The 16,340-nt window shown below is 68.4% G+C and carries 10 protein-coding genes, 4 tRNA genes and 1 pseudogene; 9 read left to right on the forward strand and 6 right to left on the reverse strand.

The window, feature by feature from the left end; all coding sequences use genetic code 11:
* The 5 genes and pseudogenes from SACHA_RS20315 to SACHA_RS0104770 all read left to right on the forward strand — a co-directional run.
* Positions 1–1,080, forward strand: a pseudogene (locus tag SACHA_RS20315) (N-6 DNA methylase); the annotation flags it as partial.
* Between the two features lie 73 nt (positions 1,081–1,153).
* Positions 1,154–3,139 (forward strand): type I restriction-modification system subunit M, encoded by a 1,986-nt coding sequence (locus tag SACHA_RS0104755; RefSeq protein WP_019807600.1) that lies wholly within the window; start codon positions 1,154–1,156, stop codon positions 3,137–3,139.
* Positions 3,136–4,437: a restriction endonuclease subunit S gene (locus SACHA_RS0104760; protein WP_039737980.1), complete on the forward strand. Its 1,302-nt coding sequence runs from the start codon at positions 3,136–3,138 to the stop codon at positions 4,435–4,437. Before SACHA_RS0104755 ends, SACHA_RS0104760 begins: the two co-directional genes overlap by 4 nt.
* A gap of 3 nt (positions 4,438–4,440) precedes the next feature.
* Positions 4,441–7,644, forward strand: a complete 3,204-nt coding sequence (locus SACHA_RS0104765) for a type I restriction endonuclease subunit R (RefSeq protein ID WP_019807604.1) — start codon at positions 4,441–4,443, stop codon at positions 7,642–7,644.
* Positions 7,645–7,779: 135 nt separating this feature from the next.
* Positions 7,780–9,354, forward strand: coding sequence for a serine/threonine-protein kinase (locus SACHA_RS0104770; RefSeq protein WP_019807606.1), 1,575 nt, complete (start codon positions 7,780–7,782; stop codon positions 9,352–9,354).
* Positions 9,355–9,472: 118 nt separating this feature from the next.
* On the opposite strand, the gene SACHA_RS0104775 is transcribed toward SACHA_RS0104770, so the two are convergent.
* From SACHA_RS0104775 to SACHA_RS0104790, 4 genes are all read right to left on the reverse strand, one after another.
* Positions 9,473–9,547 (reverse strand) — tRNA-Val (locus tag SACHA_RS0104775).
* 1 nt (position 9,548) lies between these two features.
* A tRNA-Cys gene (locus SACHA_RS0104780) sits at positions 9,549–9,620 on the reverse strand.
* Positions 9,621–9,675: 55 nt separating this feature from the next.
* Positions 9,676–9,748, reverse strand: a tRNA-Gly gene (locus tag SACHA_RS0104785).
* 141 nt (positions 9,749–9,889) lie between these two features.
* Positions 9,890–10,315 carry an SsgA family sporulation/cell division regulator gene (locus SACHA_RS0104790; protein WP_007023962.1) on the reverse strand — a complete coding sequence of 142 codons (426 nt, stop codon included), beginning with the start codon at positions 10,313–10,315 and terminating at the stop codon, positions 9,890–9,892.
* 366 nt (positions 10,316–10,681) lie between these two features.
* Here SACHA_RS0104790 and SACHA_RS0104795 point away from each other — a divergent pair.
* From SACHA_RS0104795 to SACHA_RS0104805, 3 genes are all read left to right on the forward strand, one after another.
* A tRNA-Val gene (locus tag SACHA_RS0104795) sits at positions 10,682–10,756 on the forward strand.
* A gap of 625 nt (positions 10,757–11,381) precedes the next feature.
* On the forward strand, positions 11,382–13,427 hold the full coding sequence (gene thrS, locus SACHA_RS0104800) for a threonine--tRNA ligase (RefSeq protein ID WP_028662894.1): 2,046 nt from the start codon (positions 11,382–11,384) through the stop codon (positions 13,425–13,427).
* On the forward strand, positions 13,417–13,998 hold the full coding sequence (locus tag SACHA_RS0104805) for an HIT family protein (protein WP_019807608.1): 582 nt from the start codon (positions 13,417–13,419) through the stop codon (positions 13,996–13,998). The genes thrS and SACHA_RS0104805 overlap by 11 nt, the downstream gene beginning before the upstream one ends.
* Positions 13,999–14,049: 51 nt before the next feature.
* Here the strand turns inward: SACHA_RS0104805 and SACHA_RS0104810 are convergent, their stop codons facing one another.
* On the reverse strand, positions 14,050–14,598 hold the full coding sequence (locus SACHA_RS0104810; RefSeq protein WP_019807609.1) for a YceI family protein: 549 nt from the start codon (positions 14,596–14,598) through the stop codon (positions 14,050–14,052).
* A gap of 121 nt (positions 14,599–14,719) precedes the next feature.
* A complete protein-coding gene (locus tag SACHA_RS0104815; protein WP_198010097.1) occupies positions 14,720–15,766 on the reverse strand; it encodes a GNAT family N-acetyltransferase in 1,047 nt (348 codons plus the stop codon).
* A gap of 56 nt (positions 15,767–15,822) precedes the next feature.
* Between SACHA_RS0104815 and SACHA_RS20320 the strand changes: the two genes are divergently transcribed.
* Positions 15,823–16,340 (forward strand): MarR family winged helix-turn-helix transcriptional regulator (locus tag SACHA_RS20320; protein ID WP_019807611.1); only part of this gene is annotated, 518 nt, incomplete at its 3' end.

Here is a 16,340-nt window from a genome sequence, read left to right on the forward strand (position 1 = left end):
GGCCGCCGGGTCCGCGCCGAACTGGTGCGCACCGGTGCGCTGCGGGCGGTCATCGCGCTGCCGCAGGGCGCGGCACCGCCGCTCCATGTCAGCCTCCAGCTGTGGGTGCTGGCCCCGCCGCCGAAAGCCGATCCGCGGCCGATCCTGTTCGTCGACGCCTCGACCGGACCGCACCGCGGTCGGGAGATCGACTGGCAGGACGTGTCGGAACGGGTTCTTACGGCGTGGCGCGCCTTCCGCGAGGACCCGGACGGCGTGGAGCCGGAACCCGGCCTCGTCCGCACCCGGCCGGTGGTGGACCTCCTCGACGAGACCGTCGACCTCACCCCGCAACGCCAGGTGCGGGTGGCGCCCGTCCTCGACCCCGGCCGCCATGAGGCGCTCGCCCACGACCTGCGGGACCGGTTGCGCAGCACCGGAAACGCCCTGGTCGCTCTCAGCGATGACCGGTTGTGGCGGACGGCGGGATCGGAACCGGGGGCGTGGCGCACGGCCACGGTCGCCGACCTCCTGCGCGGCGGCGCGCTCACCCTGTACCGCGCGAAGCCCGGGCAGGAGGCGGCGCGGCCCGACGCCGACGAACCGCCCCCGGTGTTGACCCACCACGACGTCCGCACCGGCGAGCCACCGTCCGGCTCCCTGGACGACAAGCCGGTCGACAGGCTCGTCCCGATCGAGGCGGGCGACGTGTTGTTGCCGGAGACGCTGCACCACGCCGGCGCGGTCGCGGCCCGTGTCGCCGACGAGCACGACGCGGGCAGTGTCCTCGGCCGGCACCTGTTCCTGCTGCGTCCGGACCCGGACCGGCTGGACCCGGATTTCCTGGCCGGTTTCCTGTCCGCCGAGGAGAACGTCCGCGGCGCGGCCGTGGGCAGCTCGATTCAGCGACTCGACGTCAAACGGCTGCGGGTGCCGCTGATCCCGACCGAACGCCAGGTCCGGTACGGGCAGGCGTTCCGCCGCGTCCGGGCGCTGCACTCGGCGGCGAACCTCGCTGCGAGGATCGCGCGTGATCTGGCCGACCAGTGGGCGCTCGGCCTCACCAGCGGGGCACTCCTGCCGCCGGACGAGGGTTCGTGACGCGCGCTCGGTGACAGTGCGTCACCGATCCGGCACCATGGTCCACCATCGATGAAGACCGAGGGGAACGTTTTTGAACACCGACAGGCACACCGAGCTGGCCAACCACGCCTGGTCCGTGGCCGACCTGCTGCGCGGTGACTACAAGCAGTCCGACTACGGCAAGGTGATCCTTCCGTTCACGGTGCTGCGCCGACTCGAATGCGTGCTCGCGCCCACCCGCGAGAAGGTGCTCGAAACGGTCGAGAAGTACCGCGACCGCGACATCGACGTCGACCGGTTCCTCCGCAAAGCCTCCGGCCACCGCTTCTACAACACCACCCCGCTGACGTTGAAGTCGATCGCGGCCGACTCCTCGCACGTCGCGCGCCACCTCACCGAGTACATCGGCGGGTTCTCCCCGAACGCCTACGAGGTGCTGGAGCGCTACGACTTCGCCCAGCAGATCAAGAAGCTCGACAGCGCCAACCTTCTCTACAAGGTGACCAGCACGTTCGCGGATCTGCCGTTGCATCCGGACGCCGTCGACAACCACCAGATGGGCTACATCTTCGAGGAACTGATCCGGCGGTTCGCCGAACAGTCCAACGAGACCGCGGGCGAGCACTTCACCCCGCGCGAGGTCATCGAACTCATGGTGAACCTGCTCATCGCCCCCGACGACGACGCGCTGAGCAGACAAGGGGTCGTGCGCCGTGTGCTGGACCCGGCGTGCGGCACGGGTGGAATGCTCAGCGCCGCCTACGAGCACATCACCCGCATGAATTCGGGCGCGACGGTCGACGTGTACGGGCAGGAGCTCAACCCCGAGTCATGGGCGATCTGCCGGTCCGACCTCATGATCAAGGACCAGGACCCCGACAACATCAAGTTCGGCAACTCGTTCAGCGACGACGGCCACGAGGGCGACACCTTCGACTACCTGCTGGCGAACCCGCCGTTCGGCGTCGAATGGAAGAAGGTCAAGGAGGACGTCGAGGACAACCTGGACCGGCTGGGGGAGAACAGCCGCTTCTGGCCCGCGCTGCCCAGGATCAACGACGGATCACTGCTGTTCCTGCAGCACATGCTGTCGAAGATGAAGCCGGCCGAGCAGGGCGGTGGCCGGGTGGCGATCGTGTTCAACGGCTCGCCCCTGTTCACCGGAGCCGCCGGATCCGGCGAGTCGCAGATCCGGCAGTACATTTTGGAGAACGACTGGCTCGAAGGCATCGTCGCACTGCCGGACCAGCTGTTCTACAACACCGGCATCTCCACCTACTTCTGGATCCTCAGCAACCGCAAGAGCCCCGACCACCGGGGCAAGGTCGTGCTGCTCGACGCCCGCGACCAGTGGCAGAAGATGCGCAAATCGCTCGGCGACAAGCGCAAACACATCGACCGCGACCAGATCGCCGAGATCACCCGCCTCTACGCCGAAGCGCTGGACGCCGCCGAGGACGAGAGCCACCCGCAGCACGCCAAGGTCAAGATCTTCGACAACGACGACTTCGGCTACCGCCGCATCACCGTCGAACGCCCGCTGAAACTACGGTTCGAGATCAGCGAGGACACCCTCGCCGCACTGCGCGAGGCCAAGCCGGTCCAGAAACTCGACGCGCCGGAGCGATTCGTCAAGACGCTGCGCCCGCTGCTCGGCAGGACATGGTGGAAGAAGGACCACGCCGTCCGGGAGATGCGCGAGACCGTCACCGGCGCCGGACTCACCTGGCCCACCGGCGCCCCGTTCGCCAAGGTACTGCGCGACGCCGTCGGCGTCCGCGACCCCGAAGGGGAAGTGCAGATCGTCAAGGGGCAAGCCGAACCCGACACGGAACTCCGCGACTACGAGAACGTACCCCTCGATGAGGACGTCGAGGAGTACCTGAAGCGTGAGGTCCTCCCACACGTTCCCGACGCCTGGATCGACCACAGCAAGACCAAGATCGGATACGAGATACCGTTTACCAGGTATTTCTACGTGTACGAACCCCCGCGTCCGTTGGCCGAGATCGACGCCGAACTGAAGGCCCTGGAAGCCGAGATCCAGACGCTGCTGGGAGAGGTGACGACTGAGTGAGTGTCGAGTACGTGCCGCTTCGCTACGTTACGTCAGTGCTCGCTCGTGGGACGGCTCCGAACTACGTGGACGACGGACCGGTTCGGATGGTGAGCCAAGCGGCGAACCAGGACTCGGGACTGGACTGGGAACGGACCCGGTTCCACGAGTTCGCGGGCGACCCACGCAAGCTCAAGGGATACCTGGAGTTCGGCGACTCGCTGGTCAACTCCACCGGAACCGGCACTCTCGGTCGGGTCGGCTGGTTCGAGAAGTCTCCGGACGAGCGGCCCTGCGTGGCCGACGGTCACGTGACCGTGACCCGGTTCGACCCGACTCGCGTAGACAAGCGGTTCGGCTTCTACTACCTGAAATCCGACGAGTTTCAGGAGTTCATGTTCGAGACGTTGGTGAACGGGTCGACGAACCAGATAGAGTTGAGCCGCGAGCGCATGGGGGCAGTCTCGATGCCGGTGCCCCCGCTGGAGGAGCAGCGCCGCATCGCCGACTTTCTCGACGCCGAGACCGCCCGCATCGACAAGTTCATCTCGGCACTGATCAAGGAACTGAAACTCTTCGCCGAACGTAGAAGTGCAGGTGTAGCACATCTTGTCGCTGGCGGTGACGCAACATCTCGGCGACGCTCAACATTGGCCTGGTTGACAAGTGTGCCCGAACACTGGGAGGAAGTTCGACTCGGGCTCGTTGCTCGCATGGGAAGTGGGCACACGCCGAGTCGCAACCACCCTGAGTGGTGGGTGGACTGCAACATTCCCTGGGTCACGACCGGCGAAGTCAGTCAGCTCCGCGATGATCGCCTTGAGGATCTTACTGATACCCGCGAGAAGATCAGCGAGATCGGACTGGAGAATTCGGCTGCCGAGCTCCATCCCAAGGGGACGGTTTTTTTGTGCCGGACGGCTGCGTCTGCGGGCTATTCCGGCGTGATGGGTCTCGACATGGCCACCAGCCAGGACATCGTGACGTGGACGTGTGGCCCGCGTTTAACTCCGTACTATCTCCTGTGGTGTCTCCGAGCGATGCGACCGGATCTTCTTGGGCGTCTCGCGATGGGCTCGACCCACAAGACGATTTATGTACCGGATCTTCAGATGCTCAGGATCCCGCTGCCATCGGTGGATGAGCAGAGGAGGATCGTGGAGGCCATCAGGAAGCAGAACCGTCGCCTTGACGCACTCTCCGATAACGTGCAACGTCAACGCGGACTGCTATCCGAACGCCGCCAGGCGCTGATCACCGCTGCTGTCACCGGGGAGTTCGATGTGTCCGCCGCCAGTGGGCGGGGAATCGAGGAGTAGCCGATGAGCCCGATTCATCACGAGGCCGTGTTCGGGACCGCGATCGTGGACGCGATGACCGAGCGCGGCTGGGAGCTGGGCGATGCCTCCGACTACGATCCCGATCTCGGTCTGGACACCGGGCAGCTGTTTTGCTTCATCGGAGCCACCCAGCAGGCCGAATGGGACGAGCTGCTCACCTTCTACGGCGGTGACGTCGCCGCGGCGCAGCGCGGGTTCGCGCAGCGGGTCGCGAAAGCCATCGACACCGACGGGGTGCTCGACGTGCTGCGCAAAGGCGTCAAGGACCGTGGCGTGCGGATCAGGCTGGCCTACTTCAAGCCGTCGCTGGTCGCCTCGGACTCCGCGCTCGACGATTACCGCGCCAACCGGCTCACCGTCGTCCGCGAACTGGCCTACGCCGCCAAGCAGGCCGACCGGGACAAGCGCCTGGACCTGGCGCTGTTCGTCAACGGCATTCCCGTCGCCACGGCCGAATTGAAGAACCCGCTGACCGGGCAGGGCGTCGAGCACGCGAAGAACCAGTACCGCCACGAGCGCGACCCGAGCGAACTCATCTTCGCCAAGCGGGTGGTGGCGAACTTCGCCGTCGACCCCGATCTGGTGTTCGTGGCGACCGAGCTGCGCGGCGAACGCACCCGGTTCCTCCCGTTCAACACCGGCTCGAACGGGCCGGGGCGGCCCGGCGGTGCCGGCAACCCGGCCGCGGTCCAGTTCGGCAAGTACGCCACCTCGTACCTGTGGGAACAGGTGTGGGAGCGGGACAACTGGCTGGACCTGCTCGAACGGTTCGTGCACGAACACCGGGAGAAGGGCGTCAACGGGCGGCTGAAGAAGTCGCTGATCTTCCCGCGCTACCACCAGTGGGATGCCGTCAAGAAGATCACCGTCGACGCCGCCCGCCACGGCACCGGCCGCGACTACCTCGTCATGGCCTCCGCCGGTTCCGGCAAGTCGAACACGATCGCGTGGCTCGCCTACCGCCTGTCCTCGCTGCACACCCCCACGAACCCCGCCGAGCTGGACGCGGACGCGCGGGAGAAGGGGCTGCGGCCGGGGGCACCGGTGTTCGACAAGGTGCTCATCATCACCGACCGCCGCAACCTCGACGCGCAGCTGCGTGCCACGGTGGGCAGTTTCGAGCAGACCGCGGGCACGGTCGTGGCGATCGACGAGAAGCAGGGCTCCAAGTCCGAGCAGCTGGCGAAACGCCTGTCCAGCGAGCAGGGCAAGATCATCACGGTCACCCTGCAGACCTTCCCCGCGCTGCTGGACTACCTGCGGGAGAACCCCACCGAGATCAAGGGCGCCACATTCGCGATCATCGTGGACGAGGCGCACTCCTCCCAGTCCGGCGACGCCGCCGGGGACGTGCGCAAGGCGCTGCGGGGACTCGCGCTCGACGCCGACGACGACAGCGACGAGGTCGGCACGAGCGGGGCGAAGGGCGACAACGACGACCTCGAAGCCAAGCTCAAGCGGCGCGTCGCCGAACGCGCGAAGAACCCGAACTTGTCCTACTTCGCGTTCACCGCCACGCCGAAGGCCAAGACCCTGGAGTACTTCGGCGTCCTCGGCGAGCACGGGGGCAAGCGCGCGTTCGTGCCGTTCCACACCTACTCGATGCGGCAGGCCATCGAGGAAGGCTTCATCCTCGACCCGCTGCGCAACTACGTCACCTACGACACCTACTGGAAGCTGATCAACAACAACCCCGACGACCGCGAGGTGGATCCGGACAAGGCCAACCCGCAGCTCGCGGGCGCCGCGGTGATGCATCCCTCGACCGTGGCGCAACACGCGAAGGTGATCGTCGACCACTTCCGGGCGCACACGCTCGGGCGGCTCGGCGGGCGCGCGAAGGCGATGGTGGTGACCGCCTCCCGGCAGAGCGCGGTACAGATGTCGCGGGCCGTCAAGAAGTACCTCGCCGAGCTGCGCGAACAGGGCGAACTCCGTGACGACATCGGGGTGCTCGTCGCGTTCTCCGGGTCGTTGACCTACGAGGGGGAGGAGGTCACCGAGTCGCAGGAGAACGGCGGCCTGCCCGAGGGCGCGCTGCCGAAGGCGTTCGCCTACACCCGCGCCGACGACGTCAGCACGCGGGGCGGCGGCGTCGGGCAGCCCGAATACCGGATCCTGGTGGTGGCGGAGAAGTACCAGACCGGGTTCGACGAGCCGCTGCTCACGACGATGTACGTGAACAAGAAGCTCGGCGGGATCTCGGCGGTGCAGACGCTCTCCCGGCTCAACCGGACCACCGACCGCAAGACCCAGGCGGACCTGGCGGTGCTGGATTTCGTCAACGACGCCGACGCGATCCAGGAGTCGTTCCGGCCGTACTTCGAGGACGCGACGACGCTGCCCTCGGACCCGAACCTGCTCTACAACGCGCAGAGCCGGGTGCTGTCCGCGCAGATCCTCGTGGATACCGAGATGATCGAGTTCGCGCGGGCGTTCCTGGCGGCCGAGCAGGTCTCCAGCGGCAGCGAGGCGAAGTGGGCGACGCTGCATGCCGAGCTCTACCGGCACATCGCGCCCACCGTGGCGCGCTACGAGGAATTGCTGAACGACGACAACCTGTCGGAGGTCTCGGACCGGTTCCGGTTCGATCTCGGCGACTTCGTCCGCAAGTACGGGTTCCTGTCGCAGATCGTGCCCTACCGGGACGCCGAACTGGAGCGGCTGTATCTGTTCGGGCGGCACCTGCTCAACCGGCTCCCGCGCGGCAGGGACGGCGGCGTCGACATCGGCGAGGTCGACCTCACCCACCTCCGGGTGGAGAAGACCGGGGAACACGACCTCGGGCTCACCCCGGAGGGCACCGCGGAACTGCGCGGGTTCGGCGACGGGACCGGCGCGGGCACGGAGAAGGACAAGTCGCTGCTGTCGGAGCTGATCGAGAAGTTCAACGACCGGCACGGCACCACGTTCACCGAAGAGGACGTGGCGCGGCCGTTCCAGGAGACCGTCGACGACGACAAGGTCCGGCAGGCCGCGGTCGCCAACACCGAGGAGAACTTCGGGGTCGTCTTCGACGACGTCTTCGAAAGCAAGATGGCCGACCACATCGACACCATCGCCGACCTCGGGGACCAGTACTTCAGCAGTCGCGACCGGAGGTTCAAGGAGTCGCTGAACCGCAGCGCCCGCAGCGCGGCGTGGCGGCTGATCCGCAGGCAGGAGGGTTTCGAGGACGTCGCGTGACGCCCCTGCGCGTCGGCGACCGCGTCCCGGGACCGGGTGGAATCGTGCTCGGTCGCGCGGGATCATGCGTCGGCGGGTCCCGGTCGGTGGCGTGTGACGGTCGGTGGAGTCTGACGGTCGGAGGTGTGAGAACGCGTGGCGGACACGGTCGGCCGTCGCTACGAGCTGCGCGACGAGATCGGTTCCGGCGGCATGGGCACGGTCTGGCGGGCGTTCGACGTCGTGCTCGACCGCGAGGTGGCGGTCAAGCGGATCAGCCCGCAGGCCCTCGGCAGTGGGGAAGCGGTACAGGATCTCGCGAAACGCTTCCAGCGTGAGGCCCGCGTCACCGCACGGATCCTGCACCACGGGGTCCCGCAGGTCTACGACGCCGGGCTCGACAGCGGGGCCGCCGAACTGTATCTGGTGATGGAGCACGTGCACGGTGTGCCGCTGCGCGCGTTCATCGACCAGCGGGAGCCGCTGCCGAGTAGCTGGGCCGCCGCGTTCGGCGCGCAGATCGCGACGGTGCTGTCCCACGCGCACGCGGTGCCGGTCGTGCATCGTGACCTCAAACCGGAGAACGTCATGGTCACCGACGACGGTGCGGTGAAGATCCTCGACTTCGGCATCGCCGCGGTACTCCGGCCGGACACGGCCCGACTCACCGCGACCGGCACGCCCGTGGGCACCAGCCTGTACATGTCTCCGGAGCAGGTCAGGGGGAGGCAGGTCACCCCGCACAGCGATCTCTATGCGCTCGGCTGCGTGCTCTACGAACTGGTGTCAGGCTTCCCCGTCTTCGGCGGGGACACCGACATCGACCGGTGGAACCGGCACCTCAAGGCGACCCCGGTGCCGTTACGGGAGGTGTGTGCGGACGTTCCCGCCGAGCTCGACCGTCTCGTGCTGGATCTGCTGGCGAAGACGCCGACCGAGCGCCCCACCGACGCCGCGGAGGTCTACGAACGGCTGTTGCCCCTGTTGCCGACCCTCGGTTCGGCACCCGAAGTGAGCGGGGCGGGATCGAGCGGGATACCGGACCCCACACTGGTGTTCCGCCGCCCCAACGCGCCGGGCAGCAGACCCGAGTCCGGACCGGTCCTTCAGCGCCCCGGCGCGGCGGAATCGGCGGCCGCGGCGTCCCGGGTGCCACGCACCGTCCTGCGGGAGTCCATGGAGCAGGCGGTCGACCGGGCCAACGCGCTGCTGGACGAAGGGCGGTTCGTCCAGGCCGCCGAAGTCCTCGACGCCGTGATCCAGCCGGCGGGCGACGCCCTCGGCGCGGAGAACCCGCGGGTGCTGCGGCTCAGGATGCGTTGGGCCGCGATCCTGGTCGTCGCGGGCGAGTACCGTCTCGCCCGGCCCGAGTTCGACGCCCTCGCGGACGCGTTCGCCCGGACCGAAGGGCCGCGCAGCGACGACGCGGTGGAATGTCTCCGGCAGTCCGCGTACTGCCGGGTCGAACTGGGCCGGGTCGACGAAGCGCTCCTCCGGTTCCGTGACGTCCTGGACAGGATCAGCGGTGAGCGCGGCGACGGAACCGAAACCGCGTTCGAGGTGCGCCGCAACATCGGCGAACTGCAGGCGGCGCGCAACGACGTCGAGGAAGCGGAGTGGACGTTGCGTGCACTGCACGACGACCTCGTGCTGGTCAAAGGCCGCGACCACGTGGACGCACGCTACGTCGCCGAGCTTCTCGAACAGCTCCGGCCGGTGGACCCGGGATGAATCCCGGAGCGGAGCCGAATGCCACAACGCGGCGTAGTGGACGCCGGGGATATACCTCCGGCCGGTGACGGGGTGCGGACGTGAAAATCCCCGCCCGGCGGGGCCGGGCGGGGATCGTTGGTGCGCGATACTGGGATCGAACCAGTGACCTCTACCGTGTCAAGGTAGCGCTCTCCCGCTGAGCTAATCGCGCGAGGCGGAGACGGGAATCGAACCCGTGTACAGGGCTTTGCAGGCCCTTGCCTGAACCACTCGGCCACTCCGCCGTGTGTGTGGATCGGGCGTGGAGCTCGATCCAACTGCGGAATGCCGCCGCAGTCGAGCGGACGACGGGATTCGAACCCGCGACCCTCACCTTGGCAAGGTGATGCGCTACCAGCTGCGCTACGTCCGCAGTCGGCGACTTCGAGTCATCCGGTGGGCCTCCTCGGAGGCGTTCCGTCCGACCCGTCGTCGTCGGTGTGTGAAGAACTGTATCGGATGGCGGTGAAGCCGTTCGCACGGGGGGTGGTCATCACCGGGCGCGTGGCCGTGCTCAGGTCAGATCGTTCGGGATGAGCCGGGTGAGGGCGTCGTCGACGTCCACCCACAGGTGTTCGTTGCCCGGCAGGACGACGTCGTAGGTCCGGTCGAGGAAATCGGCCAGCTCCTGTGCCGAGGCCTCGAACATGGCGTGGCCGGAGGGGGAGTTGAGCTCCACCAGGACGGATTCCGGGTCCTCGATCGACGGGCGGATGCGCACGTCGCCGTCGCCGGCCTCGCCGAGCAGGCCGTCGGCGAGCAGGTCGCGGGCGAAGACCCACTCCACCCAGCCCGCGCGGCCGGTCCGGAAGGCCGCGACGACCGCGTACGGGTCGCGGGTGTCGTAGCGGAGTTCGACCTTCACCGGAACCGGTGGGGTCCTCGGTGCCAGCAGGTCGAAGACCGCCGTGGACCGGAGCGTCACGTGATCGTTTCGCATGGTCGTTACCCTTCTGCTCCTTCCCGGCCGGCTCGCGCCGTGTCTCTCGGGTGAGACGCGTACCGACGTCGGCTCGCACGCCGTGGGGCCCAACATCACCCGCACGTGTGTGCGTGCCCGTGGTGTCGGCACCCCGGTACATCCTGCTCGGTTCGACGGGCGGACGACAGGTAAGTCGCGCGATTGTTGCAGGTGACACGCGATCGACCCGCTCAGGACCCCGGTCCGTGCCCGGTCGGTGAGCCCACCGTGAGCGCGGGCCCGGACGGTCCGGGCTTTCCGGCTCCCGGCCGCGTCGGCCGGAAGGGGGACCCCCCTCGTGGCGGGGCCCGGAGACTCCGCTACAGTGGTTCACACACCGCGAGGGGGCGATTAGCTCAGCGGGAGAGCGCTTCGTTCACACCGAAGAGGTCACTGGTTCGATCCCAGTATCGCCCACCACATCAGTTCAGTTCTCGTCATCGAACAGACCGGAGAACCACGGGTTCTCCGGTCTTTCTCGTCTCCGGTCATCCGAGCCCGGCGGGTACCGGGGTTGTTGTGCATGTTCCCGCCGTCATGGGGTCCAACCAACCACGATGGAGAGCCATTCCCGGGGCGGGTGAACCCCGCACCGGCCGGTCCCGTCCGGACGGGATCCCGTTCGGTTCCCGTCCGCGTCCGGAAACGAGGCGGGAGCGCCTCGCTCCGGCGAAGACGCCGGACCACTCGTCACTCGGAGTGACCGACACCTTCTCCGCAGTTGTTACGCTTCGTCGCCCATTCTCGGTTCCGAATGCGATGGCACCACTCTAACGAGCACCCTGTGCCCTGCGGTGTCGGTGTAACGACACACACTCTGTGATCGGGGTCACTTTCGCGCATGGCCGGGGTTCGTCGACCGCGCCGCCGTCCATGATCACGGTGCGGAGTCGGCGCCGGGGTCGGGAGGCCCGCGGCCCCCCGTGGCCCCCTGCTCGGGCGTACGCGCGCAGGCGTGCGACGCGCGGCCCGTGGCGGGAGGGGTACGGCGGGCGATTAACATCGGAGGCGTCCCCGAAGTCCATCCCCACGTCGAGGAGTTCCCGTGTCGCCACCGTCGTCCGCCGCAGCCCCGTCCGCTCCGCGCGTGCTGGTGCGGGCGGGAACCACGGCGGGCTCCGCGGTGCGCGAGGCGGGACTGCCCGCGAAGGGCCCCGACGCGGTCGTGGTCGTGCGCGACGCCGACGGCGCCCTCCGTGACCTCACCTGGGCCCCGGACACCGACGTGGAGGCCGAGCCGGTCGCGGCGAACACCGAGGACGGCCGGAGCGTCATCCGGCACTCGGCCGCACACGTGCTCGCCCAGGCCGTGCAGGAGCGGTTCCCGGAGGCGAAGCTGGGGATCGGCCCCCCGGTGAAGGACGGCTTCTACTACGACTTCGCCGTCGACCGGCCGTTCACCCCGGACGACCTGCGGGCGCTGGAGAAGCGCATGAAGCGGATCGTCAAGGACTCCCAGCGGTTCTCCCGCCGGGCTTTCGACTCGGTGGCCGACGCGCGCGCCGAACTCGCCGACGAGCCGTTCAAGCTGGAACTGGTCGACCTGAAGTCGGAGGCGGACACCGGGGCCGTGGACACCTCCGAGGTGATGGAGGTTGGCGGCGGTGCGCTGACGATCTACGACAACCTCAACCCGCGCACCGGGGAGCGGGTGTGGAGCGACCTCTGCCGGGGTCCGCACGTGCCGACCACCAAGCACATCCCGGCGTTCACCCTGACCCGGGTCGCGGCGGCCTACTGGCGCGGGGACGACAACAACCCGCAGCTGCAGCGCATCTACGGCACCGCCTGGGAATCGGCCGAGGCGCAGGAGCAGTACCTGGAGATGCTCGCCGAGGCCGAGCGGCGGGACCACCGCAAGCTCGGTGCGGAACTCGACCTGTTCTCCTTCCCGGAGGAGATCGGCTCCGGCCTGCCGGTGTTCCACCCCAAGGGCGGCATCATCCGCCGCGAGCTGGAGAGCTACTCCCGGCTCAAGCACGAGGAGCACGGCTACGAGTTCGTCAACACCCCGCACGTGTCGAAGTCGGACCTGTTCGAGACCTCGGGTCATCTGCCGCACTATGCGGAGAACATGTTCCCGCCGATGCGTCTCGACGGCACCGACTACTACGTCAAGGCGATGAACTGTCCGATGCACAACCTGATCTTCTCCGCGCGGGGGCGCTCCTACCGGGAACTGCCGTTGCGGATGTTCGAGTTCGGGTCGGTGTACCGGTACGAGAAGTCGGGTGTGGTACACGGGCTCACCCGGGTGCGGGGGATGACCCAGGACGACTCGCACATCTACTGCACGAAGGAGCAGATGCCGGGTGAGCTGCGCTCCCTGCTCGCGTTCGTGCTGGACCTGCTGCGCGACTACGGACTCGACGATTTCTATCTGGAACTGTCGACCCGGGACGGGTCCCCGAAGTTCATCGGCGAGCAGTGGGAATGGGACGACGCCACCGAGACGCTGCGGGCGGCCGCCGAGGAATCGGGACTGGAACTGGTGCCGGACCCGGGAGGTGCCGCCTACTACGGGCCGAAGATCTCGGTGCAGGCGCGGGACGCGATCGGCCGGACGTGGCAGATGTCGACCATCCAGCTGGATTTCAACCAGCCGAAGCGGTTCGGTCTGGAGTACCAGGCCGCCGACGGATCGCGGCAGCGGCCCGTGATGATCCACCGTGCGCTGTTCGGCTCGATCGAGCGGTTCTTCGGTGTGCTCACCGAGCACTACGCCGGTGCGTTCCCGGCGTGGCTCTCACCGGTGCAGGTGGTGGGCATCCCCATCGCCGACGAACACGTCGAGCACCTGCACGGGGTGGCCAAGGAGTTGCACCGGCACGGGATCCGTGTCGAGGTGGACACCGGGGACGACCGGATGCAGAAGAAGATCCGGACCCACACCACCCAGAAGGTGCCGTTCCTGTTGCTGGCGGGTGGCAAGGACGTCGAGGCGGGTGCGGTCTCCTTCCGGTTCCGCGACGGCAGCCAGATCAACGGTGTCCCCGTCGAGACCGCGGTGACGGCGGTGACCGACTGGGTGGCCCGCCGGGAGAACACCTCCCCGACCGCCGAGACGGTGGGAGCGCTCGTTGGCCGCTGACGTCGACGGCGGCGGGGACCCCGGTGGTGACGCCCCCGGGCCCGCGTATGTCGCCCAGGACGGGGTCGGGGTCACCGACCAGCTGCAACGGTTGTGGACCCCGCACCGGCTGGCCTACATCCAGGGCGCGGACAAGCCGGCCGACGAGGAGCCGGGGGAGTGCCCGTTCTGCCGGCTGATCGGGATGGCCGACGACGAGGCGCTGATCCTGGCGCGGGGGCGCACCGTGTACGCGGTGCTCAACCTCTACCCGTACAACCCGGGACACCTCATGGTGGTGCCCTACCGGCACGTGGCCGACTACACCGAGCTCACCGACGACGAGACGGTGGAGCTCGCCGAGTACACGCGGCACGCGATGACGGTGATCCGCTCGGTGTCCGGGGCGCACGGGTTCAACATCGGGATGAACCAGGGGGTGGTGGCGGGCGCCGGTATCGCCGCCCACCTGCACCAGCACGTCGTCCCGCGCTGGGGCGGGGACTCCAACTTCATGCCGGTCGTCGGGCACACGAAGGTGCTGCCGCAGCTGCTCGGCGAGACCCGGCGGATGCTGGCCGAGGCCTGGTGACCCCGACCCCGCCGGGTCCCGCCGCCGTGCGCGCGGGAGCGCGCACGGGACTCAGTCCTGCTTGATCGCCTCGATGTCGAGTTCGATCCGGATCTTCTCGCTGACGACGGCGGAGGGGACGCCCTCGCCGACGCCGAAGTCGCTGCGGTTGATCTCGGTGTGCGCCGAGACGCCGAGGATCGTGCTGCCCTCGGTCATCCCGTCCCCGAAACCGCCCAGCTCGGCGGTGAGCGTGACCGGCCGGGTCACGCCCCGCAGGGTCAGCTCGCCGTCGATCAGGTGGTCCTCGCCGTCGACCCGGATGCCGGTGGAGCGGAAGGACAGTGTGGGGTGGTTCTCGGCGTCGAGGAAGTCCGCGTTGCGGACGTGCTCGTCGCGCTGCTCGTTCGTGGTGTCCACGCTGGCCGTGCGCATCGTGGCGGTCACCGAGGAGTCACGGATGTCCCCGGCGGTGACGATCTCACCGTCGAAATCGGTGAACCGGCCGCGCACCTTCGTGACACCGAGGTGCCGCACGACGAAACTGACGTTCGAGTGGACCGGGTCGATGGTCCAGGTGCCGGTCACGTAGCCGGGGATGTCGGTCGTGGTGGCTGTCATGGACAGTCCCCTCCGTTCGGATCGCAGAAAGATCGGGTGGCCCGGAGGCTCTTTGTTGAGCGCTCAAGCACCAGTGTAATGACGATTGTTGAGGGCTCAACTAGAGGGGTGGTGTCGTCCGCTACAGCACCACAAGGACGATGACGATGACCAGCCAGCAGAAAGCCATCGCGCCGGGGATCACGGTCATGACGCGGCCGGTCGGCGACACGTCGAGGTACTCGCCGTCCTGCCTGCTCGGGCGCCAGCTCACCATCCTCCGGCCGCCGTGCCAGACCATGCGGTCCTCGAGTTCGGTCAGGGCGGACTTGCGCGCCTGGAGATAGCGCCTGCCGTAGCTGAGCATCACCGCGAACCCGACGGAGACACCGATCCCGCACCCGGCGATGATCACGGCGAGCGAGGTGCCCAGCGTCGTACCGGGCCCCTCGGCACCGAGCGACACCAGCAGCGCGGCGGTCAGCGCGGCGGTGATGTAGAGGAAGTTCTTCAGCTTCTCCCAGTTGGTCACGTCCTCGTGCCGGTACAGCTCGGCGGAGACCGCGTACTGCGCGTGCAGCATCGCCTCGTGTGGGCGGCGCCAGACCCACACCACGCGGGGTGTGCGGTCCGGCGGGGTCAACCGGATCAGCTCCTGGAAGCCGAGCCCCGTGTGGAAGCGGGCCGAGGCCCGGTTCGGCGGATCGTCGACCACGGCCGCGATCACCGGGCTGTCCCGCCAGCGGTCGAGCACGTGGTGGTAGAGCGCCGAGGCCAGTCCGCGACGCGAGGCCGCCCGCGCCACACAGATCTGCTTGATGACGAGGAACTCGCCGAGCGTCGCCCGGACCCGGTGATTGAGCCATTCGTCCGGTCGCAGCTGGTCGGAGCTGTAGGCCAGCAGGAACCCGAGCACGGTGCCGTTCTCGACGATCACGTAGAAGTGCTCGGCGGTGGCGAGCCGGGAGCGGTACTCCTGCTCGGTCCATCCGGACACGAGGAAACCCTCGTCCGAGGCATCGGCCCGGTCGGCCACACCGGTGAGGCTGCGCTCCGCCGCGAGCTCGGCGATCCGACCGAGATGCCGTTCGTCGGCCCGTTCGACGACGAGATCACCGGCCCGCCCGGTCGTCGTGGTCTCGACCCCCATGATCACCCCCAGTACGGGTGTGGCTCCGGACCGCCACACGGTCGTCGTACGATAGCCAAGGCTGGTTGAGTGCTCAATCGGGCTACCATGGGGACATGTCCCGAACCCGCTGGCTCAGCGACGCGGAGCAGCGCGTCTGGCGTGACTTCCTGACCGCCGTCGACCTGCTCACCGCGCACCTGGAGGGCCAGCTCCAGCGGGACGCCGGGATGCCGTTCACGTACTACGAGGTGCTCGTCGCGCTGTCGGAGGCCGAGGACCACGTGCTCCGGATGAGCGAACTCGCCGAGATCACCCGCTCGTCCCGCAGCAGGCTCTCGCACGCGGTGACCCGGATGGAGGCGCACGGGTGGGTGCGGCGGCAGGCGTGCCCGACGGACCGTCGCGGGGCCTTCGCCCACCTCACCGCGGACGGGCTGGCCGCGATCGAGTCGGCGGCACCGGGACACGCGCACGCCGTGCGGGAGGGCCTGTTCGACGTGCTGAGTCCGGAGCAGGTGCGGCAGTTGGGGGAGATCAGCGCCGCCGTGCGGGACCGGCTGCTGCCCGAGTGCGCCCGTGCGGAGGCGGAGGCGGAGGCGGCACCCGACGACGGGGCCGACCGTCCCGACCC

Source organism: Saccharomonospora halophila 8 (assembly GCF_000383775.1).
GTDB classification, from domain to species: domain Bacteria; phylum Actinomycetota; class Actinomycetes; order Mycobacteriales; family Pseudonocardiaceae; genus Saccharomonospora; species Saccharomonospora halophila.